Annotated in this window: 23 protein-coding genes and 2 tRNA genes; 16 read left to right on the top strand and 9 right to left on the bottom strand. The window is 71.5% G+C overall.

Annotation, left to right across the window (positions count from 1 at the left end):
- Positions 1-67 precede the first annotated feature (67 nt).
- The gene (locus tag AOM02_RS13695; RefSeq protein ID WP_062300245.1) at positions 68-481 is read right to left on the bottom strand and encodes a rhodanese-like domain-containing protein; all 414 of its coding nucleotides are present in this window, start codon (positions 479-481) and stop codon (positions 68-70) included.
- 105 nt (positions 482-586) lie between these two features.
- On the opposite strand from AOM02_RS13695, the gene AOM02_RS13690 reads away from it, so the two are divergent.
- Both AOM02_RS13690 and AOM02_RS13685 read left to right on the top strand, forming a co-directional pair.
- A complete protein-coding gene (locus AOM02_RS13690) occupies positions 587-865 on the top strand; it encodes an ArsR/SmtB family transcription factor (protein ID WP_062300242.1) in 279 nt (92 codons plus the stop codon).
- Positions 865-1254: a VOC family protein gene (locus tag AOM02_RS13685; RefSeq protein ID WP_062300254.1), complete on the top strand. Its 390-nt coding sequence runs from the start codon at positions 865-867 to the stop codon at positions 1252-1254. The genes AOM02_RS13690 and AOM02_RS13685 overlap by 1 nt, the downstream gene beginning before the upstream one ends.
- Before the next feature lie 4 nt (positions 1255-1258).
- On the opposite strand, the gene AOM02_RS13680 is transcribed toward AOM02_RS13685, so the two are convergent.
- Both AOM02_RS13680 and AOM02_RS13675 read right to left on the bottom strand, forming a co-directional pair.
- Positions 1259-1960 (bottom strand): hypothetical protein, encoded by a 702-nt coding sequence (locus tag AOM02_RS13680; RefSeq protein ID WP_156156238.1) that lies wholly within the window; start codon positions 1958-1960, stop codon positions 1259-1261.
- Between the two features lie 18 nt (positions 1961-1978).
- Positions 1979-2482 carry a phosphoribosyltransferase gene (locus AOM02_RS13675; protein WP_062300237.1) on the bottom strand — a complete coding sequence of 168 codons (504 nt, stop codon included), beginning with the start codon at positions 2480-2482 and terminating at the stop codon, positions 1979-1981.
- A 74-nt stretch (positions 2483-2556) separates the two neighbouring features.
- Here AOM02_RS13675 and AOM02_RS13670 point away from each other — a divergent pair, with 74 nt between their 5' ends.
- The 5 genes from AOM02_RS13670 to AOM02_RS13650 all read left to right on the top strand — a co-directional run bounded on the left by AOM02_RS13670 (position 2557) and on the right by AOM02_RS13650 (position 8003).
- On the top strand, positions 2557-3828 hold the full coding sequence (locus tag AOM02_RS13670; RefSeq protein ID WP_062300235.1) for a hypothetical protein: 1272 nt from the start codon (positions 2557-2559) through the stop codon (positions 3826-3828).
- Between the two features lie 140 nt (positions 3829-3968).
- On the top strand, positions 3969-4535 hold the full coding sequence (locus AOM02_RS13665; RefSeq protein ID WP_062300232.1) for a hypothetical protein: 567 nt from the start codon (positions 3969-3971) through the stop codon (positions 4533-4535).
- A complete protein-coding gene (locus AOM02_RS13660) occupies positions 4532-5077 on the top strand; it encodes a hypothetical protein (protein ID WP_062300230.1) in 546 nt (181 codons plus the stop codon). Before AOM02_RS13665 ends, AOM02_RS13660 begins: the two co-directional genes overlap by 4 nt.
- Positions 5078-5239: 162 nt before the next feature.
- Entirely contained in the window at positions 5240-7546 is a 2307-nt protein-coding gene (purL, locus tag AOM02_RS13655) for a phosphoribosylformylglycinamidine synthase subunit PurL (protein WP_062300228.1), read from the top strand.
- A gap of 82 nt (positions 7547-7628) precedes the next feature.
- Complete coding sequence (locus AOM02_RS13650; RefSeq protein ID WP_062300225.1) at positions 7629-8003, top strand: sterol carrier family protein; 375 nt, start codon at positions 7629-7631, stop codon at positions 8001-8003.
- A gap of 4 nt (positions 8004-8007) precedes the next feature.
- Here AOM02_RS13650 and AOM02_RS13645 read toward each other — a convergent pair whose 3' ends face one another.
- Complete coding sequence (locus AOM02_RS13645; protein ID WP_062300223.1) at positions 8008-9225, bottom strand: serpin family protein; 1218 nt, start codon at positions 9223-9225, stop codon at positions 8008-8010.
- A 410-nt stretch (positions 9226-9635) separates the two neighbouring features.
- Between AOM02_RS13645 and AOM02_RS13640 the strand changes: the two genes are divergently transcribed.
- The 6 genes from AOM02_RS13640 (at position 9636) to purM (ending at position 16086) form a co-directional block, all read left to right on the top strand.
- On the top strand, positions 9636-11000 hold the full coding sequence (locus AOM02_RS13640; RefSeq protein WP_062300221.1) for an ABC transporter substrate-binding protein: 1365 nt from the start codon (positions 9636-9638) through the stop codon (positions 10998-11000).
- A 74-nt stretch (positions 11001-11074) separates the two neighbouring features.
- Positions 11075-12094, top strand: coding sequence for a carbohydrate ABC transporter permease (locus AOM02_RS13635; RefSeq protein WP_439645412.1), 1020 nt, complete (start codon positions 11075-11077; stop codon positions 12092-12094).
- Positions 12094-13035 carry a carbohydrate ABC transporter permease gene (locus AOM02_RS13630; RefSeq protein WP_062300219.1) on the top strand — a complete coding sequence of 314 codons (942 nt, stop codon included), beginning with the start codon at positions 12094-12096 and terminating at the stop codon, positions 13033-13035. Before AOM02_RS13635 ends, AOM02_RS13630 begins: the two co-directional genes overlap by 1 nt.
- A gap of 113 nt (positions 13036-13148) precedes the next feature.
- Positions 13149-13463 (top strand): hypothetical protein, encoded by a 315-nt coding sequence (locus tag AOM02_RS13625; protein WP_062300216.1) that lies wholly within the window; start codon positions 13149-13151, stop codon positions 13461-13463.
- Positions 13460-14974, top strand: coding sequence for an amidophosphoribosyltransferase (purF, locus tag AOM02_RS13620; protein ID WP_062300214.1), 1515 nt, complete (start codon positions 13460-13462; stop codon positions 14972-14974). The genes AOM02_RS13625 and purF overlap by 4 nt, the downstream gene beginning before the upstream one ends.
- A complete protein-coding gene (gene purM, locus AOM02_RS13615; protein WP_062300211.1) occupies positions 14971-16086 on the top strand; it encodes a phosphoribosylformylglycinamidine cyclo-ligase in 1116 nt (371 codons plus the stop codon). Before purF ends, purM begins: the two co-directional genes overlap by 4 nt.
- 109 nt (positions 16087-16195) lie before the next feature.
- Here the strand turns inward: purM and AOM02_RS14400 are convergent, their stop codons facing one another.
- Both AOM02_RS14400 and AOM02_RS13605 read right to left on the bottom strand, forming a co-directional pair.
- A complete protein-coding gene (locus AOM02_RS14400) occupies positions 16196-16687 on the bottom strand; it encodes an endonuclease domain-containing protein (protein WP_156156236.1) in 492 nt (163 codons plus the stop codon).
- Positions 16688-17261: 574 nt separating this feature from the next.
- Positions 17262-17447 (bottom strand): DUF3073 domain-containing protein, encoded by a 186-nt coding sequence (locus AOM02_RS13605; RefSeq protein WP_062300206.1) that lies wholly within the window; start codon positions 17445-17447, stop codon positions 17262-17264.
- Positions 17448-17756: 309 nt separating this feature from the next.
- Here AOM02_RS13605 and AOM02_RS13600 point away from each other — a divergent pair, with 309 nt between their 5' ends.
- The 3 genes from AOM02_RS13600 (at position 17757) to AOM02_RS13590 (ending at position 19664) form a co-directional block, all read left to right on the top strand.
- Positions 17757-17954 (top strand): BldC family transcriptional regulator, encoded by a 198-nt coding sequence (locus AOM02_RS13600; protein WP_062300250.1) that lies wholly within the window; start codon positions 17757-17759, stop codon positions 17952-17954.
- 175 nt (positions 17955-18129) lie between these two features.
- A complete protein-coding gene (locus AOM02_RS13595; protein WP_062300202.1) occupies positions 18130-18666 on the top strand; it encodes a methylated-DNA--[protein]-cysteine S-methyltransferase in 537 nt (178 codons plus the stop codon).
- A complete protein-coding gene (locus AOM02_RS13590) occupies positions 18663-19664 on the top strand; it encodes a DMT family transporter (RefSeq protein ID WP_062300200.1) in 1002 nt (333 codons plus the stop codon). The genes AOM02_RS13595 and AOM02_RS13590 overlap by 4 nt, the downstream gene beginning before the upstream one ends.
- Positions 19665-19745: 81 nt before the next feature.
- Here AOM02_RS13590 and AOM02_RS13585 read toward each other — a convergent pair whose 3' ends face one another.
- The 3 genes from AOM02_RS13585 to AOM02_RS13575 all read right to left on the bottom strand — a co-directional run bounded on the left by AOM02_RS13585 (position 19746) and on the right by AOM02_RS13575 (position 20534).
- Positions 19746-20126: a phage holin family protein gene (locus AOM02_RS13585; RefSeq protein WP_062300198.1), complete on the bottom strand. Its 381-nt coding sequence runs from the start codon at positions 20124-20126 to the stop codon at positions 19746-19748.
- A 194-nt stretch (positions 20127-20320) separates the two neighbouring features.
- Positions 20321-20396 (bottom strand) — tRNA-Phe (locus AOM02_RS13580).
- Between the two features lie 64 nt (positions 20397-20460).
- Positions 20461-20534, bottom strand: a tRNA-Asp gene (locus AOM02_RS13575).
- Positions 20535-20591 lie beyond the last annotated feature (57 nt).

Genomic DNA, 20591 nt, shown 5'->3' with positions numbered 1-20591 from the left:
CGGATGCGTGTACCCAGGTGTCAGCGGGGGACCTGGCCGGTGGTGCCGGTCGGCCCGCGGCGGCCGTTCAGCCCTGGTGCCAGGGGAGGCCGGCGCCCTTCCAGCCCTGCCAGCCGCGGTGGCCGTGCTCGTCGGTGGCGCCCTCGAAGCCCTCGAGGATGTTGTACGCGGGGCCGAGGCCGGCCGCGGTCGCCACCTGCGCGGCACCGATCGAGCGCTGGCCCGACCGGCACAGGAACACGATGGGCTGGCCCGGCTCGACACCGGTCGCCTGCAGCTGCGCGAGGAAGTCCTCGTTGCGCGACATCGCGGGGTAGGAGACCCACTCGATGAGCGCGGCCTTCTTGCCGAGGCTCGAGGCGTCCGGGATGCCCACGTAGCGCCACTCGGCCTCGGTGCGGACGTCGACGAGCAGCGCGCCGGGCTCGTCCTCGAGCAGCTTCCAGGCCTCGTGCGGGGTCAGGTCTCCGGCGTAGCTCATCGTGATCCTCTCGGGTCGAGTTGGCACGAGTGTAAACGCCCGGTCCGCACGCAAAAGGCAAGTCGCCACTTGCATGCAAGCGAACGCTTGCCTAACCTGGTTCCCGTGGCCGACGTGTACGACGCCCTCGCCGCGCCCGCCCGGCGCGCGATCCTCGACGTGCTCGCCGACCGCGACGACCAGACCCTCTTCGAGATCGTCGCCCGCCTCATGGCGGAGCACGACCTGGGCCTGACCCGGCAGGCCGTCTCGCAGCACCTCGCGGTGCTCGAGGATGCCGGCCTCGTGTCCGCGCGCCGCCGCGGACGCTCCAAGCTCCACACCCTCGACACCGGGCCGCTGCGCGAGATCGCGCGCCGCTGGCCGGACAAGGACTCCCCATGATCCGCATCCACCTCACCAGCGTCTTCGTCGACGACCAGGAGAAGGCGCACGACTTCTACACGCGCGTCCTCGGCTTCGAGACCCGCACCGACATCCCGCTGGGCGACGGCAACCGCTGGCTCACCGTCGGCGCTCCCGGGGACGATGCGGTGCAGCTCCTCCTCGAGCCGTCGGCCCACCCGGCGGTCGGGCCCTTCCGCGACGCGCTCGTCGCCGATGGCATCCCCGCGACGCAGTTCGCCGTCGACGACCTCCGCGCCGAGCACGAGCGCCTCGTCGGCCTGGGCGTCGAGTTCACGATGCCGCCCACGGACATGGGTCCGGTGTCGATCGCGGTGCTCGACGACACGTGCGGCAATCTCATCCAGCTCGCTCAGATGGCGGGCTGATCGCTCACCCGTCCCACAGAAGTGCCGACTCGAGGTCGGGGAGCACGGCACCGTCCCACCACAGGTACCCGTCGGTGAGCACGGCATCGTCGTAGCGACCCGGCCCGTAGGCGTCGATGAGCGTGGGGGCGTCGTCCCACGCGACGAAGCCGAAGGACTCCTCCGGGGAGAATCCGACGACCTCGAGCGACTCGAACGGCGCGGCGCCGTCGGCGCCCGGCGCCAGCTCGAGCCGGTCCCCGACCGCCCAGCCGCGCTCGTCGCGGTAGCGCACCGACACGACGACCTCGCCGGCATCCGGGGCGCGACCCGCGACGAGCGCGCCCTCGGGGAGTGCACCGTCGACGGCCATGGTGAGGGTGACGGTGCCCCCACGCTCGACGAATCGCGTCGGTGCGGTGAGCATCGCGACGGCTTCGGGGTCGATGTCGCGGACCGCCGCGACCCGCGCCTCCCACTCGGCGGACGTCACCACCACGACGCCGTCGATCGGCCGGAAGTCCGCCGGCGGGGCGGTCGTCCAGACGCCGAACCACGCCTCGTGCTCGGTGGTGGGCCAGCCGTCCGCCCCGTTCCACGGCTGCGCAAAGACGGCCCACAGCCCGGCGGCGACGGCGACCACCGTGCCCGCCGCGATCAGCCGTGCCCGCAGCGACCGAGCCGGTCGAGCCTTGGCGACCGCTACATCGTCCCTGCTGTCCCCCATGAGGGAACCGTAGTGGGCTTACCCCTCCTCGGGGTGCGGCTTGTTCGGCGTCACCGGCGGGAGCGCCGACCATGGGAACGTGATCCACAGGTCCGTGCGCTTCCACACGTAGTCGGGGTCGATGATCGAGTGCGACTTGGCGTACAGCACCACGGTGCGGACCTCGCCGGCGTGCTGCTCCATGAGCGACTTCACGAGCGCGAGGGTCTCGCCGGTGTCCGCGACGTCGTCCGCCACGAGCACCTTCAGCCCCTTCATCGCGTCGGTGTCGAGCAGCGGCGGCAGCAGCACGGGTGCGGGGAGGCGCTCGTCGATGCCGGTGTAGAACTCGACGTTCAGCGTGCCCACGCCCTTGGTGCCGAGCGCGTACGAGATCGCCCCGCCCACCGGCAGGCCGCCGCGCGCGACCGCGACCACCACGTCGGGCTCGTAGCCGGAGTCGACGACCATCTGCGCGAGCTCGCGCGACGCCTCTCCGTAGCCCTGCCAGGTGAGGATCTCGCGCTCGGGGGTCTGGGTCATGTCGTCTCCACTTGAGTCCGGTGAGGCGAGATTACCGGCGCGACCGCCGCATCGTCCCCCCGTACGCTTGACCGATGGGCTTCTTCACCTCCGAGGGCGACGCGCGCCGTTTCTACGAGGCCGACGCGTGGTTCCAGGCGTGGCTCGCCGCGAGCCCCAAGAGCGCCGAGTACCTCGCGACGCAGCTGCGCAAGGCCACCGGCCACGACCTGCGTTTCACCCCCGCCGAGCTCCGCCCGACGATCGACTGGGTCGTCCGCGACCTCGGCCGCGACCGTTCGGCCGTGAAGCCCGACTGGGCCTTCCGCTCCGACCTCGGCCGTGAGCTCACGATGCACGGCGCCGCGCTGATCGACGGCCTGCTCGTCTACGTGGGCGGGCTCGCCGACGACCACCAGCCGCTCACGTGGGGCCTCGACCGTCGCGAGGGCTCGCCCACGTACCTCGACCCGGTGCTCGGCCCCGGCGGCCCGCCGCTCGCGCTGCTGCCGCACGCCGTCGCCGCGATGGGTCACGGGCGCGCCGCCTGGGACTCCATCGAGGACGTGCTGCGCTGGTTCGCCTCGCCGGGCGAGCTCTCCTACGAGGCCTTCGACACCCCCGGCGACGTCCGCGAGTCCTTCATCCCCAAGGGCGGCCTCTTCAGGAAGGCGGTGCGCCCCACCGAGCTGCCCTCGGTCCCGCCGTCGCAGGGCCTCGGCCCCGAGGGCGAGGGTGACCCCGGCCTCGTCGTGAACGATGCGGGCCCCGGCCACGCCCCCGGCACCCCGTCGGACGCGACGCATCACGCGATCGTCATGCTGGCCGCCGGCGCGATCGACGAGCCCGCGCTGCTGCGCTTCCTGCGCGGCTGCGACGCCGCGCCCGGCATCTCCCGCGTCGCGTTCCGCAGCCACCACATCCTCGAGGTGTGGGCGCCCGGCCTGCTCACCGTCGAGGTGCTGTCCGAGCTGCGCCGCGCCGCGCGCGCCGAGCTCCCCGCGCGTGAGGACGATGCGCCGCTCACCGAGGACGACCGCCGAGGGCTGCTCCTGCGCGCACCCTTTCTCGAGCGCCTCGGCCAGCACGACGACCTCGCGGTGCGCACCGTCGAGGTCGATGGCTGGGACGCGACCGTCACCGTGCAGACACCGTGGCTCGACGACTACACGTACACCGTCGCGCTGCACCCGCGCGTGGTCGAGTCCCTCACGCAGGCGCGGATGCAGGCGGTCGCGGACGCGCTCGGGCTGCTGCCGGGCGTGGACCGGGTGCTGTGGGAGGACGCGGAGGGCGTGCACGTCCACGCGCCGGGCCTCAAGGCGGAGGACCTCGCGGAGGCCGTCGCGGACGCCCTGTCCGCCTAGCGGGCCCGCCGCCCGCCTCCGCACCACCGCAAGCCCGCTGCGGGGAACTGAGCGACGGTTTCCGGAGGTCCGCGACTCCTGCGGGGAGGTGAGCGACATCCTCCCTGGTGTACCCCGCTTCAAGGGTGCACAATCCCTCCATGGGGGCAACCGTCAAGGTGCGCGATGAGGCGCCGACCAGCCGGGCCGCGATCGTCGGCCTCGTCATCACGGGCGTGGTGATCGCTCTCGTGTTCATCGGCGTGGGCCTCGCGGGCCGAGCCGCCGGATCCGTCGAGTGGCGTGACGCCGCACTGCCGGCCTACCCGGCCGCGGAATGGGTCGGCGACGCGGCCCCGGTGGCCGATGCCCTGACCCTGGACCTCGTGGTCCCGGACACGCTGTGCCCGACCGCGACCCTCGTCGAGACCGGCGCCACCGCCGCGGTGATCCTCGCCGACACGTGGCGCGGCACCTGGCCGCTCACCTCCGGCTTCGTCGCCGACGACCCCGCGCCGAGGCTTGAGGGTGGCCCCGACGGCGCGACGCTCGAGGCCGCCGAGCACGGCTCCAGCGAGATCGCCGTCGCGGGACGCGTGCTCGACCTGGCACACCCGGACGATGCGGCGCTCGCGGAGAGCTGGACCGCGGCCTGCGGGCCCGCCGACGCCTTCGTGCAGGCCGCGCCCGACGGGCTCACCGGCGGCGAGATCGGGGTCGAGGGATGAGCGCGCCGGTCGAACGGCCGCGCGACGAGGCGCCGTTCAGGAAGGAGTCGCCCACGAAGCGTGCCGCGCTCGCGGGCATCGTCCTCGCCGCCGTCGCCCTGGCCGCGGTCGGGATCGCCGCGGTCTGGGAGCGGCCGGCGCGGGTGCCCATCTACGTCGTCTCGGCGTGGACCGGCATCGCCGTGCCGGTCGCCGACTACGCGCAGGTCGCCTCGCACGGCATCTTCACCGCGTGCCCGACAGCGACGCTCGGCGACGGCTCGACCGCCGGGCTGCTGCTCGTCGACGGGTGGAGCGCGGCGATCCCCGGCATCGGGATGGGCGGCGGCGGTGCCGTCGCGTACCTGCGCGGTCCCGACGGGCTAGCGGTGCCCGACGCCTTCGACCTCGGCGGCGAGCCGATCATGGGCCGTGTGCTCGACGCCGCGGACCCGGCCGACCGGTCGCTCGCGGAGTCCTGGACCGCGGTGTGCGGCGAGCTCGACTCCGTCGTCGTCGTGGAGCCGGGCTCGACCGTGCACTTCCCGACGCTGATGAACTGACCCGCACCCCGGACACCCCGCACGGATGCTGGTCCGATACGCCTTTCCGGGCCGCCGCATCGTGCCGTCGCACCGGCGTGTCGCGGCGAGATCCGCGCGGAGTGTCGCGAGGGGAGGCCGCCGGTAGGATTGCCGGGTAATCGCCGGCTCTCAGAGGACGACATGACCGACGCGCTCCAGCCCACCGCAGCCCAGCTCGACACCGTCTCGTACGCGTCGAAGACCCCCGACCAGGAGCAGCCGTGGGGCGAGCTCGGTCTCAAGCACGACGAGTACCAGCGCATCCGCGACCTGCTCGGCCGCCGCCCCACCAACGCGGAGCTCGCGATGTACTCCGTCATGTGGTCGGAGCACTGCTCGTACAAGTCCTCCAAGGTGCACCTGCGCCAGTTCGGCGACAAGACCACGCCGGAGATGAAGGAGCGGCTGATGGTCGGCATCGGCGAGAACGCCGGCGTCGTCGACATCGGCGACGGCTGGGCCGTCACGTTCAAGGTCGAGTCGCACAACCACCCGTCCTTCGTCGAGCCGTACCAGGGCGCCGCGACCGGCGTCGGCGGCATCGTCCGCGACATCCTTGCGATGGGCGCCCGCCCGGTCGCCGCGATGGACGAGCTGCGCTTCGGCGCGATCGACCACCCCGACACCGCCCGCGTCGTCCACGGCGTGGTCTCCGGCGTCGGCGGCTACGGCAACTCGCTCGGCCTGCCCAACATCGGCGGCGGCGCGCGCTTCGACTCCTGCTACCAGGGCAACCCGCTCGTCAACGCGCTGTGCGTGGGCGCGATGAAGCACGAGGACATCCACCTCGCCTCCGCCGAGGGCGTGGGCAACAAGGTCGTGCTGTTCGGCGCCCGCACCGGCGGCGACGGCATCGGCGGCGCCTCGATCCTCGCCTCCGAGACCTTCGAGGACGGCGTCCCCGCGAAGCGCCCGTCGGTCCAGGTGGGCGACCCGTTCATGGAGAAGGTGCTCATCGAGTGCTGCCTCGAGCTCTTCGCCGCGGACGTGGTGCAGGGCATCCAGGACCTCGGCGCCGCGGGCATCTCGTGCGCGACCTCGGAGCTCGCGAGCAACGGCTCCGGCGGCATGCACGTGTGGCTCGACGACGTCCTCCTGCGCGACCCCACCCTGAACGCCGGCGAGATCCTCATGTCGGAGTCGCAGGAGCGCATGATGGCGGTCGTCACGCCGGAGAAGCTCGACCAGTTCCTCGAGATCACCGGCAAGTGGGACATCGAGTCCGCCGTGGTGGGCGAGGTCAACGACTCGGGCCGTCTCACCATCGACCACCACGGCCAGCGCATCGTCGACGTCGACCCCCGCACGGTCGCGCACGACGGCCCGGTCTACAACCGCCCGTTCCACCGTCCCGCGTGGATGGACGGCCTCCAGGCCGACCGCTTCGCGATCCCGCTGCCCGCGGATGCGGCCGAGATGAAGCGCGCGTTCATGCTCCTGCTGTCGAGCCCGAACATGTCGTCGCGCGAGTGGATCACGAACCAGTACGACCGCTACGTCCAGGGCAACACCGCCGCGTCGCGCCCCGACACGGCCGGAGTGATCCGCATCGACGAGGCCACCGGCCGCGGCGTCGCGATCGCGACGCGCTCCAACGACCGGTTCACCAAGCTCGACCCGTACGAGGGCGCCCGCCAGTCCGTCGCGGCGGCCTTCCGCGGCGTCGCGATCACCGGTGCCGAGCCGACCGCCGTCACCGACGGCCTCAACTTCGGCTCGCCCGAGGACCCCGACTCGATGTGGCAGTTCGCGGAGGCCATCCGCGGCCTCGCCGACGCATGCCAGGAGCTCGGCGTCCCGGTCACGGGCGGCAACGTCTCGCTCTACAACGGCACCGGCGAGCCCGGCAGGATCGACTCCTCGATCAACCCGACCGCGATCGTCGGCATCCTCGGCATCCTCGACGACGTCGCCCGCGCGACCCCGGCGGGCTGGCGCGAGGAGGGCCAGCTGCTGTTCCTCGTCGGCTCGACCCGCGCGGAGCTCGACGGCTCCGAGCTCGCGGCGACCGCCGGCCACCTCGGCGGCCTCCCGCCGGTGCTCGACCTCGCGTGGGAGAAGGAGCTCGCCGAGATCCTCATCGCGTGCTCGCGCGACGGCCTCATCGACGCCGCCCGCGACGTCTCCGAGGGCGGCCTCGCCGCCGCCGCGGCCTACGGAGCGCTGCGCTACGGCGTCGGCGCGCGCATCGTCCTCGACGAGGTGTGCGAGCGCGACGGTCTCACCCCCGCGGAGGCGTTCTTCTCCGAGTCGCAGGGCCGCGCGCTGCTCGCGGTGCCGCGCACGGAGGAGCCGCGCCTGGTCGCGATGCTCGAGGCGCGCGGCGTGCCGTTCGCCCGCGTCGGCGTCACCGGCGGCGACGCGCTCGAGGTCCAGGGCCAGTTCGAGGTCCCCGTCGCCGAGCTCACCGAGGCCTGGGAGGCGCCGCTTCCCACCCGCTTCGCCTGATCCACCCCCTGCGCGAGCAGGGACGATGCGGACGCCCGGCCTGGATTCAGGCCGGGCGTTCCGCGTGTGCCACCCTTGTCGCATGCCTCCCCGTCGCCGCATCCCCGTCGCCGCCGGCCGCGAGGCCGTCGCGCAATGGGCCGCCCTCACGGACGTCGGCAACGTCGAGCCCGGCATGACCGCGATGGCCGTCCGCTTCTCGCTCGAGGAGCTCGCCGCCGTCGCCCCCGGGCGCTCGCTCGAGGTGCGGGTCCCACCGTGGGGCGCGACCCAGTGCGTCGAGGGCTCGGTCCACCGGCGCGGCACCCCGCCCGCGGTGGTCGAGGTCGCGCCCGAGGTGTGGCTGGGCCTCGTCACCGGTCGCGTGCGGTGGGACGATGCGGTCGCCGCCGGGGACGTGGACGCGTCGGGGGAGCGGTCCGACCTGTCGGCGCTCCTGCCGCTCGCGCTCGGCTGAGGCGTCAGCCTGCGTCGGGGTCCAGGTACTGCCCGACGAACAGGATCGCGCCCGTGGTCGTGTCGCGGACGACGTACAGGAACGGCCGGTCGGCGATGATCTCCGCGTCGAACTCCGGCGGTGCGGCGCCCGCCGCGCCCTCGACCACGGTCGCCGCGGCGGCCTCGGTGCCGTCCTCGTCGACGATCACCTTGGTCGCGTGGACGGCCGCGCCGACCTCGAGCTCGGGGCCGATGCCGTCGAGGCCGATCGTGTCGAAGAGCCCGTCGATCCCCATCCGGTCGCCGATCACGTCGCGCAGGTCGACCCTGGACTCGGACTCGAAGCGCGGCATGCGCACGTACACGTGGCCGGGCTCGCGGGCGTCGTCGAGCGCGGCCAGCGCGATCGGGTCGAGCCCGTCACGGACGGCCGCGAACGCGCCCTCGTGCGGGACGATCAGCGTCATCTCGAGGTCGCCCACGTACGGCAGCACGGCGGCGTCGTAGGCCTCCGTCTGGACGTAGTCGACATCCGCGCCGACGGTCATGAGCTCGGCCGTCGCGGCTTCGCCGTCGAGCAGGGTGAACGGCTCGGGGTGCGTGCCCGACTCGAAGAACGGCGCCCACCACTGGGCCTTGAGGTAGACCGTGTTGACCAGGATGAACCGCGTGAGGTCGTTGGGCACGCTCTGCGGCATGACCCTGGGGATGAGGCCGGCGGTGCGGTCCTTGACCCATCCGTCGATGACCTCGCGCGAACCGGCGGGGTCCTGGCGCAGCGGCAGGCTCCGGACCTCGGCTCCGAACCAGGTCTGGACCGCGTCGACGTAGGCGGGGTCGGGGGTGAACGTGTCCTCGAACCACGCTGAGTTGGCGATTCGCATGATCGGCAGGTCCACCGTCTCGCCGTCGGCCGTCAGCCCGCCCTCGCCCGGCTCGCTCGCCACCGCGAGGCCGAGCGAGTTGAAGGCGCTCAGCAGAGCCTCGTCCTCGGCGGGGTAGGCGAACAGCTCGTCGAGGGCGGCGTCGACCGGCCCCGTCGCCCCGGCGTCGACCATCCCGAACGCGATCCCGATCGACACCGGGGAGAGCGCGAGGTTCTCGTCGCCGGCGGCGGCACGGAAGATGCCCAGCCCGGTCTCGTTGAGCGACGCGGCGAGCGGCACGGCGGCGGAGGGCGTGGGGGCGGGCCGGTCGAACGTGGGCGCCGGGTCGGGCACGGGCACGGAGGGCGCGGTCATGCACCCAGCCAACAGCAGCCCTCCGACAGCGGCCCCGATCGCACCCCTCATGCTGGTGAGACGCACCGCGTGCCCCCTTCGTTGGGTCGGCTGGCCGGAAGGTGGCCGAGGGCCGCGGACCTCCAGGTCGTCGCGCTCACTGTACGGCCTCGCCCACCTGCCAGGGAGAGCGCTCTCACACGGGTGTCCGCGCCGGACGCCCCGCGCATCGTCCCAGGTCACATGCGAGTAACGATTGGGAGGCGCTCCGGCAACCCCGGTTGCGGCACCCCGGCGCGGGGGGCTACGTTCGATGCAAGCGCTTGCGTCGATGTGGATGCGGTCTCTTCGTCGATTCGGGCGCGGCTCCGTGGGTGCCGTCGTCAGCGGTACGCACGGGCGCATCTCAACGAAGAGGAGGCGCATTACCCATGAACCGACGTTTCATCCTGCCGGTCACCGCGCTCGCGGTGGGCGGCCTTGTTCTCGCCGGCTGTTCCGGCGGATCCGACGACGAGAGCTCGTCCGGCGCGTCCGGCGGCGCGATGGCGGAGGGCTGTGACGCCTACGCCGACTACGGCATGCACGACGGCGAGACCGTCCAGGTCTACTCGACCATCCAGGAGCAGGAGGCCGACGACCTCGTCACCTCGTTCGCCCAGTTCGAGGAGTGCACGGGGATCACCGTCGACTACGTCGGCACCCAGGAGTTCGAGACCCAGATCAACGTCCGCGTCGAGGCCGGCGACCCGCCGAACCTCGCGATCATCCCGCAGCCCGGCCTGCTGCAGCGCCTCGTCGAGGCGGGCGCAGTGATGCCGGCTCCCGAGGCGGTCGAGGCGAACGTCGACGAGTTCTGGTCGGAGAGCTGGAAGGCCTACGGCACGTTCGACGACACCTTCTACGCAGCCCCGCTCATGGCCTCGGTCAAGGGCTGGGTCTGGTACTCGCCCACCGACTTCGCCGACAACGGCTACGAGGTCCCGGCGACGTGGGACGAGATGATGGCGCTGACCGACGAGATGGCGGCCCGCTCCGCGGACAACCCGCAGTACCGTCCGTGGTGCATCGGCTTCGAGTCCGGCGACGCGACCGGATGGCCGGGCACGGACTGGATCGAGGACATCGTCCTCCGCCAGTCGGGCGCCGAGGTCTACGACCAGTGGGTCGCGGGTGAGGTGAAGTTCTCCTCCGACGAGATCAAGGAGGCGTTCGACACGTTCGGCGAGATCGCGCTCAACGCCGACTACGTCAACGGCGGCTTCGGCGGTCCCGAGTCGATCATCTCGACGTCGTTCAACGACGGCGGCCTGCCGATCCTCGACGGGAACTGCTCGATGCACCACCAGGCCTCGTTCTACGAGGCTCAGTGGCCCGAGGGCACCACGGTCGCCGAGGACGGCGACGTGTGGGCGTTCCTGACCCCGCCGATGGCCGAGGGCGACCCCGCGGGCGTCACCGGTGGTGGCGAGTTCGTCGCGGCCTTCGACTCCGACCCGGCGACGGTGGCGCTGCAGACCTTCATGTCCTCGGACACGTGGGCCAACGAGCGTGTCTCGCTCGGCGGCGTGATCTCCGCCAACACCGGTCTCGACCCGGCGAACGCGAGCTCGCCGATCGGCCAGGCGGCCATCGAGATCCTGCAGGACCCGGAGACGGTCTTCAAGTTCGACGCCTCCGACCTCATGCCGGCAGCCGTCGGTGCCGCGTCCTTCTGGACCGGCATCACCGACTGGGTCAACGGCACGCGTGACACTGACGATGTGACCTCGTTCATCGACAGCACGTGGCCGTAAGGTGAGAGGAGGGTGCCGGTCGGCTTCCCGCCGACCGGCACCCTCGCATCCTGCTGAGAGAGGAGTCGACAATGATGTCGACGCTGACGGTCCCGGCCATGCAGCTCGCCGGGCGCAACGACAACTTCTGGGCCGATGCGGGGAGCAAGCTGGGCGGCGCGGCTGTCGCGATCGTCATCTTCCTCGCCGTGGTCGGCCTCCTCATGTTCTTCGCGGACCGGGCGCCGAAGAAGGGCCGCGACTTCATCCAGCTCACGCTGTTCGTGGCGCCCGCGCTGGTGCTTCTCGCGACGGGCCTCATCTGGCCCGCGGTCCAGACCATCTGGCAGTCCGTCACCGACCGTGACGGCACGTGGGTGGGCTTCGACAACTTCCAGGTGGTCTTCACCGACCCGACGATGCTGACCGTGCTGCGGAACACCGTGATCTGGGTGCTGATCGTGCCGGTGGCGTCGACCGCGATCGGACTCGCGTACGCGGTGTTCATCGACCGCTCCAAGGGCGAGAAGGTCCTGAAGTCGCTGGTGTTCATGCCGATGGCCATCTCGATGGTGGGCGCGTCCATCATCTGGGGCTTCATGTACACGTACCGCGCCGAGGGCTTCGACCAGATCGGCTTCCTCAACCAGGTGCTCGTGTGGCTCGGAGGCACACCGCATCAGTTCCTCAACGTGCCGCCCTGGAACACGTTCTTCCTCATCCTGGTGTTCGTCTGGATCCAGACCGGCTTCGCGATGGTCGTCCTGTCCGCCGCGATCAAGGGCGTGCCGGCCGAGCTGCACGAGGCCGCGTCGCTCGACGGCGCGAGCGGGTGGCAGCGCTTCTGGTCCGTGACGGTGCCGTGGATCCGCGGCGCGCTCGTCGTCGTGCTCACCACGATCACCATCGCGACGCTGAAGGTGTTCGACATCGTCCGCACCATGACCGGCGGCCAGTTCGAGACGTCGGTGATCGCCAACGAGATGTACTCGAGAGCGTTCCGCCTGGGTCAGCCGGCGATCGGCGCCGCGCTGGCCGTGGTGCTGTTCGTCATGGTGATCCCGATCATCGTCTACAACGTCCGGACGCTGCGCCAGCACAGGGAGGTCCGCTGATGTCCACGCCCACCCCGCCCCGCACCGAGCTCGACGCCGACCTCGGCGGCATCGAGGCCGCCGAGGAGCCCAAGGCCAAGCGTGTCAAGAAGCGCCTCACGTCGCGCGGCGCCACCGCCGCGGCGATCGTCATCGCGATCCTGTGGACCATCCCGACGTTCGGCCTGGCGATCTCGTCGTTCCGGCCCGAGCGCGAGGTCAAGACCACCGGCTGGTGGACCATCTTCGAGAACTGGGGATGGACGCTCGACAACTACAACACGATCCTGTTCGAGTCGGGCGCCTCGTCCGCGAGCCTCGGCTCGTACTTCGTGAACTCGTTCGTCATCACGATCCCGACCACGATCTTCGTGCTCGCGCTCGCCCTCATGGCGGCGTACGCCTTCGCGTGGATCCCGTTCAGGGGCGCGTCGTGGCTGTTCGTGATGGTGTTCGCGCTGCAGATCGTGCCGCTCCAGATGGCGCTGATCCCGCTGCTGCGGATCTTCAACTACGACTGGATCGACATCTCCGGCACGTTCGCCGCGGTGTGGGTCGCGCACACGATCTTCGGGCTCCCGCTCGCGATCTTCCTCCTCCACAACTTCATCTCGGAGATCCCGAGGGACGTCATGGAGGCCGCGAAGGTCGACGGCTCGAGCCACACGCAGACGTTCACGCGCATCGTCCTGCCGCTGTCCGTGCCGGCGATCGCGTCGCTCGCGATCTTCCAGTTCCTGTGGGTCTGGAACGACCTGCTCGTCGCGCTGGTGTTCTCCGGCGGCACGGTGAAGACCGCGCCGCTCACGCAGCGCCTCGCGGAGTTCGCCGGTGACCGAGGGTCCGACTGGCAGCTGCTCACAGCGGCGGCGTTCGTCTCGATCATCGTGCCTCTCATCGTGTTCTTCTCGTTGCAGAGGTACTTCGTCCGCGGTCTGCTCGCGGGCTCCACGAAGGGGTGACCCGGAGCCGTTGAGCACGAGGGGGGACCGGGGAGGGGCCGGGGGCCGGACAGGCTTCCGGCCCCGCTTCCTGCCCGTTCCGCGCCCGCACGGGCACCGCCTAGAATTGCTGCGTGAGCGACCTCCCCCCGCACGAGAGCGCGTCCGACGTCCCTGAGCCCCTGCCCGAGGACCTCGCCAGCGTGGCCATCCCCGCGACCGTCCGACGGTCGCCGCGGTTCGGGAGCTTCATCGGCACCGGCGTGGGTGCGGGCATCCTCGTCGCCGCGATCCTCGCGACCTTCCTTCCCAACTCGACCGGCGTGGGACGCTTCCTGGTGTTCCTCGTCCTGGCGCTCGGGCTGTGCCTGCTCGGCGCCGTGGTCGGCGGCGCGGTGGCCACGAGCCTCGACCGCGCATCGTCCCCCCGAACGGAGCCCGGCCGATGACCCAGCGACGCCCCGACGGCACGCCCCTCACCGCCCGCCGCGGCGGCGACGGCCGCCTCAACCACGACCTCCTGCCGGGCGAGACCACGCCGCAGGACGAGTGCGGCGTGTTCGGCGTCTTCGGCCCCGGCGAGGAGGTCGCGAAGCTCGCGTACTTCGGCCTCTACGCGCTGCAGCACCGCGGCCAGGAGTCCGCCGGCATCGCGACGTCCAACGGCGACAACATCCTGGTCTTCAAGGACATGGGCCTGGTGTCGCAGGTGTTCGACGAGGGCGCGCTCGAGGCGCTCCAGGGGCACATGGCCGTGGGGCACACGCGCTACTCGACCACCGGCGCCTCGGTGTGGGCGAACGCCCAGCCGACGCTCGGCCCGACGGCGCACGGCACCATCGCGCTGGGCCACAACGGCAACCTCACCAACGTGCAGGAGCTGCTCGACCTGCTGATCGCGCGCGAGGGCATGGCGAAGCGCCTCGACCTCAAGGGCGGCAAGTGCACCGACACGGCGATCGTCACCGCGCTGCTCGGTGCCGAGGGCTTCGAGTCGCTCGAGGACGTCGCGATGGACCTGCTCCCGCAGGTCGAGGGCGCGTTCTCGTTCGTGTGGATGGACGAGCACCGCATGTACGCGGCGCGCGACCCGCAGGGCTTCCGCCCGCTCGTGCTCGGCCGGCTCAAGAGCGGCGGCTGGGTGGTCGCGTCCGAGACCGCCGCGCTCGACATCGTCGGCGCGTCGCTCGAGCGTGAGGTGGAGCCGGGCGAGCTGCTCGTCATCGACGAGACGGGCGTGCGCACGCGCCGCTTCGCCGAGGCCGACCCCAAGGGCTGCATCTTCGAGTACGTCTACCTGGCACGCCCCGACACCACGATCGCGGGCCGTTCGGTGCAGGCCGCACGCCTCGAGATGGGCCGCACGCTCGCCAAGGAGCACCCGGTCGAGGCCGACCTCGTGATCCCGGTGCCGGAGTCCGGCACGCCCGCCGCCGTGGGCTACGCGCAGGCGTCGGGGATCCCGTTCGCGCAGGGCCTGGTGAAGAACTCGTACGTGGGTCGCACGTTCATCCAGCCGTCGCAGACCCTGCGCCAGCTGGGCATCCGCCTCAAGCTCAACCCGCTGCGCGAGGTCATCGCGGGCAAGCGCCTCATCGTCGTCGATGACTCGATCGTGCGCGGCAACACGCAGCGCGCGCTCGTCGCGATGCTGCGCGAGGCGGGCGCCGCCGAGGTGCACGTCCGCATCTCCTCGCCGCCGGTCCAGTGGCCGTGCTTCTACGGCATCGACTTCCCCACGCGCGACGAGCTCGCCGCCGTGGGCCACACCATGGACGAGGTGCGCCGCCAGATCGACGCGGACTCCCTCGGCCACATCTCGCTCGAGGGCATGCTCGAGGCGACCGAGCAGGCCGAGTCGCGCCTGTGCACCGCCTGCTTCACCGGCACCTACCCGGTCGAGCCGCCCGTCAACGCCCGGCACCTGCTGGTGTCGCAGCCCGTGGAGGTCTCCTCGTGAGCACTGCCCCGTCCGAAGGCATCACCTACGCCGCCGCCGGCGTCGACACCGAGGCCGGCGACAAGGCCGTCGAGCTGATGAAGTCGGCCGTCGCGCGCACCCACGGACCGGAGGTGCTCGGGGGAGTGGGCGCGTTCGCGGGCCTGTTCGACGCGTCGGCGCTGAAGTCCTACGAGCGGCCGCTGCTCGCCTCGTCCACGGACGGCGTGGGCACCAAGATCGTCATCGCGCGCGCGATGGACGTCCACGACACGATCGGCCAGGACCTGGTCGCGATGGTCGTCGACGACATCGTCGTGTGCGGCGCGAAGCCCCTGGTCATGACCGACTACATCGCCTGCGGCCGCGTCGTGCCGGAGCGCATCGCGGACATCGTGCGCGGCATCGCGATCGGCTGCGAGATGGCGGGCGTCGCGCTCGTCGGCGGCGAGACCGCGGAGCACCCGGGTGTCATGGAGCCGGACGACTACGACGTCGCGGGCGCCGCGATCGGCGTGGTCGAGGCGTCGCGGCTGCTGGGCCCGGAGCGCGTCCGCTCGGGCGACGTCGTGGTCGCGATGGCGTCGTCGGGCCTGCACTCGAACGGCTACTCGCTCGTGCGCCGCGTGGTCGAGCACGCGGGCTGGTCGCTCTCCTCGGAGGTGGCGGAGCTGGGCCGCACGGTCGGCGAGGAGCTGCTCGAGCCCACCCGCATCTACTCGCAGCTGTGCGTCTCGCTCGCGGAGTCCTTCGAGGGCCTGCGCGCCTTCTCGCACGTGACCGGCGGCGGCCTCGCGGCCAACCTCGCGCGCGTGCTGCCCAAGGGGCTGGCGGCGTCCGTCGCGCGCGACGCGTGGGACCTGCCCGCGGTGTTCTCGGTGGTCCAGGCGGCCGGGTCCGTGCCGTGGAACGACCTCGAGTCGACGCTCAACATGGGCGTCGGCATGGTCGCCGTGGTGGATCCGTCCGAGGCGGACGCGCTGATCGCGGCCTCCGCGGCGGCGGGCGTGCCGGCATGGACGCTCGGCACCGTCGGTGCGGACACGGGCCTGCCCATGGGCCCGGACGTGGTCCGCGGCGCCAAGGGCGTCGACGGCGGCACCGTGGTGCTGTCGGGCCAGTACCGGGCCTAGTCCGGGTTCCCCGCGCACTTCCGCAAGTCACACATCTGACGACGGGTACGCGCGCGTCGCCGCACGATCCGCGGTACACCTGGCGCCAGGTGTGTGACTTGCGAAGGCATCAGCCGTCGCGCAGCCCCCTCCGCATGCGCAGCAGCGTCCAGATCTCGGCGACCATGAGCTCGGGCCGGTTGATGACGTCCCACGCGGTGTAGCGCATCGTCACGGAGCCCGAGAGCAGCGTCGCCCGGTCTCGGGCGCGGTCACGCTCGAACGCCGCATCCCCGGAGTGGTAGCTCCTGCCGTCGACCTCCACCACGAAGAGACCGTCGATGACGAAGTCGACGCGGCCGGTGCCCGGCTGCGAGGCCTGGAACTCGAAGGGGATCTTGGCTCCGTGAAGCGCGACTCGCGCAAGCGTCTCGGGCGGCGACTGCGTCCGCGCGTCAGCGGTCCGGAGAAGCCACTCGCGCGTCCGTCGAGGCGTGGTGACGAACCTCCTGACGTCGTCGAGGGTGAGGATCCGCCGCTCGAGCGCGGCATCGAGAGCGATCAGCTGATCGACGCGGGTGAGGCATCGGCCGGACTCGTCGAGCGCGCCGGCCGGCGTCAACCCAGCCAGGCGCTCGGAAGGCAGGAGATGCCACCGGATGTGACCCGGCGAGGAGAGGTTGCGGCCCGACTCGCTCCGATGGAAGCGTCGCGTCAGATGGATGGTCCCGTCAGGGCGCGGGACGGGGAGATCGAGCCGGCGTAGAGCCGTCACACATGTGGCCGCACCGCGCCATGCGATCTCGGCCTGGAGCACGGCCTCTGCACCGGGCACCGAGTAGCAGCCGCGCCTCACGCGGATCAGGGCGCCTGTCCGCACGGCCGCGGTCAGCGCGCTGCCGGGGATCCCAAGAGCCGTGAGCGTCGAGCGTTCCGCCGTGCCACCGAATGAGGCGACGAGCCTTCCGAGGTCCATGGCTCGACGGTGCCTCGATCAGTGCGTCGTCAGAAGGCGCCGATGCCGGGCTGTGGACAGGAGGTCGCTGCGGCGGGGCTGTGCACAAGTCACACCGCTGGCGACCGGTTCGTCGCAAGTCCCGTACGGACCCGGCGTCACGGGTCGCCAGATGTGTGACTTACGGAGAGCGCGGCTGACGCGAAGCGGAGGGGAAAGCAGAGCGCCGGGGCGCGAGGACTCAGTCCTCGTCGTCCGCCCAGCGGTCGTAGTAGTCGTCCGAGTCGTCGGGTGCAGCAGGAACGGGCGCGTTGCCCTCGCGGCTGGTCAGCTCACGCTCGAGCTCACGGAGGTCGCCCCCGTGGTTCGTGTACTTGAGCTGACGTGCGATCTTCGCGTCCTTAGCCTTCTGACGGCCTCGCCCCATGTCCGCCGTCCCTCCCGGTCTCGCGCGCCACTGTCAACGGGCGCTGCCTCGTCATTCCTGCCCTACTTTACAACGCGTGTCCAGTACGTTGCGACCTCCCTGGGACGGCCCCGCACCGGCTCGCCATCCGGCCCCGCGAAGCCCCCGGCACACGCCTCGGCGGACTTGAGCGCGACACGCCGAATGTGACACAAATCGCATAATCGGGAAAACTTGCCGTTTGCCCGTCATAATCGTGACCGTCGGGCGTCTCATAGCGCACACAGCCTCCCCGAGGCGCCCCGACGGATGACTGAGGGATAGAACATGATGACTGACACTGTCCAGGAGCCCGAGAAGCTGCTCACGCCTTCCGAGGTCGCCGCGATCTTCCGCGTCGACCCCAAGACCGTCACCCGCTGGGCGAAGGTCGGCAAGCTGAGCTCGATCCGCACGCTCGGCGGCCACCGTCGATTCCGTGAGGCCGAGGTGCAGGCGCTCCTCGCCGCCGCTCAGGAAGGCCGCTAGGCCTCTTCTCCTCGCTGACGAGGAGAGCGCTCTCCCCCGAGGGCGTCCCGACGCACGGTGGACGCGGCGACCGGCCGCGGTCACGGCCCGTTTGAGGAACGGCCGGGACTGCGGCACCACCGCCATGTCCGCTCACCGCGACACCGATGTCGGTGCTCGGACGTAGCCTTCTGCCATGGCAGAGGCCCCGCTCGTCGCATCGTCCTACGACACGCCCTTCGGCACCCTGACGGTGCTCGCGACGCCCGAGGACGGCGTCGTGCGCTCCTCCGGTTTCCGGCCGATGCGCGACACCGTCGCCGCGCTGCCGTCGCGCCTGCAGGCGCGGGGCCTGGTCGACGGCGACATGCCCGTGGTCGCCGATGCGGTCGACGCCTGGCTCGCCGGCGACGGCGACGCGATCACGCACGTCCCCGCCGAGCAGGACGGCGGGCCGTTCTTCCAGGAGCTGTGGGCGCAGCTCCGCACCGTGCCCTCGGGAAGCTCGGTGAGCTACCAGGAGCTCGCGACCATGGCCGGCCGCCCGCGCGCCATGCGCGCCGCCGGCACCGCGTGCGCCCGCAACAACATCGCGCCGTTCGTGCCCTGCCACCGCGTTGTGAAGTGCGGCGGCGCGCTCGGCAGCTACGGCTTCGGCGGCGAGGGGATGAAGGCCGCCATGCTGGCGCTCGAGGGCGAGCGACCGCTGGACGATGCGCGGGTGACCCGATGACGCAGGCGCCAGCGCGGGCGTGGGTGCCCTCCTTCGTCATCGCGGCCACGTCGTGGGGCTCGAGCTTCCTCTTCATCTCGCTCGCGCTGCGCGGGCTCGACCCGGTGCAGGTGGGATTCGGCCGCGTCCTCATCGGCGCGGTGGTGCTGTGGGGGATGCTTCTCGTGACGCGGCACCGCCCACGGCTCACGCGCGGCGACGTGCTCCGCATCGGCGTCGTCGCGATCGGGCTGTCGACGGTGCCGTTCGTGCTCATCCCGCTCGCGCAGCAGCACATCACGTCGATCCTCGCGAGCCTCCTCAACGCGACCACCCCGCTGTGGACCGCGCTGTTCGTCGCGCTGCTGATCCCGCACGAGCGCGCGAGTCGCGCACAGGTCGCCGGCCTGCTGCTGGGCACGGCCGGCATCGCGGTGCTGCTGGGCGCCTGGAACGTCCACGGCATCCCCCTGCTCGGCGCCGCGCTCATGCTCGCCGCGACCGCGTTCTACGGCATCGGCTCGACGATGTCGCGCATGCTGCTGACGCGCGTGCACGAGGGCCCCACGGCGCTGTCGGCGGTCCAGATCGCGATCTCCGCCGTGCTCCTGCTGCCGTTGGCGGTGGCGGCCCCGGCGCCGGACCCGGGTGCGCTGTCGCTGTCCTCGGAGGTGCTGTGGGGGCTGCTCGCGCTGGGAGTGCTGGGGACGAGCTTCACCTATGTCATGTTCTGGCGCGTCGTGAAGCTCGCGGGCGCCACGACGGCCGCGTCCGTGACCTACGTGGTCCCGGTGGTGGCGACGGTGCTCGGCATCCTGGTGCTCCACGAGGAGCTGCAGTGGTACGAGCCCGTGGGCGCCGTCATCGTGCTGGTGGGCGTGTGGCTCGCGCAGCGGACCCCACGGCCCAAGGCCGCGCGCGGCGCCGTCCCGGCCGCGGCGCCCGCGGCGGCTCCGGACGCCGAGGGAGAGGCGTCCACGCTGGAGGGCGAGCCGGGCGGAGCTCCCGAGCGCGCATAGCCGCCCGAGCGCGCATAGCCGCGCGGGCGGCGCCGGACACGGCGGAGCGGAGCGACCGATCGCCCGTCAGCCGGAAGCGGCCTAGCTGAGGCCGACGACCTGCTTCACGTTGTCGATCGACTCGTGCGGCGTGAGGTCCTTGTTCTTCTTGATCAGCGCGTTGCCGATCAGCACCAGGATGATCACGATGAGCAGCAGCGCGCCGCCCACGGTGAGCGCCGCGAGCCACGCGGGCCACACGGTCGCGAGGCCGAGCACCGCGGCGGCGATGAGGACGCCGCTCGCGAAGAAGCCGAAGATCCCGGCGCCGACGAACAGGCCGACGCCGACGCCGATGCCCTTGAGCTTGGACGCGATCTCCTGCTTCGCGCGCTCGAACTCGGTCTTGATCACCGCCGTGATGCGACCGAGCAGGCCGGCGACGATCGCGTTGACGAAGTAGCGGCCGAAGTTGTCGGACATCTGGCACCTCCAAGCGGGATAGTCCCTAGTCAATCCTGTATCGGCAGCCCACCGCAAATGGGTGAGGCCAGGAATCGGGGAACCGTGAGCGGCGGCGTCGCCCGGATGGACGATGCGCGGCCGCCCCGGGGGAGCGGCGAGGAGGGCCGTCCGGGAACGAGAAAGCCCCCGGAGGCGATCCTCCGGGGGCTTGATGGTGGCTCCGACGGGCGTCGATCCCGTGACCTCACGATTTTCAGTCGTGCGCTCTACCAACTGAGCTACAGAGCCTTGGCGCAGAGGCGTCCCCCTACTTGAGACGAAAGCCCCTCCGTGAGAAGGGGCTCGCGTACCGCGACCCTGACGGGACTTGAACCCGCGACCTCCGCCGTGACAGGGCGGCGCGCTAACCAACTGCGCTACAGGGCCTTGATTCTCGCGTTCCCGCGAGCAAGACGTATGAAGTTTAGACCATCTCTGACCCGA

It is taken from the genome of Demequina maris (assembly GCF_000971155.1).
Classification (GTDB): domain Bacteria; phylum Actinomycetota; class Actinomycetes; order Actinomycetales; family Demequinaceae; genus Demequina; species Demequina maris.
This window is presented reverse-complemented; position numbering and strand designations above follow the sequence as displayed.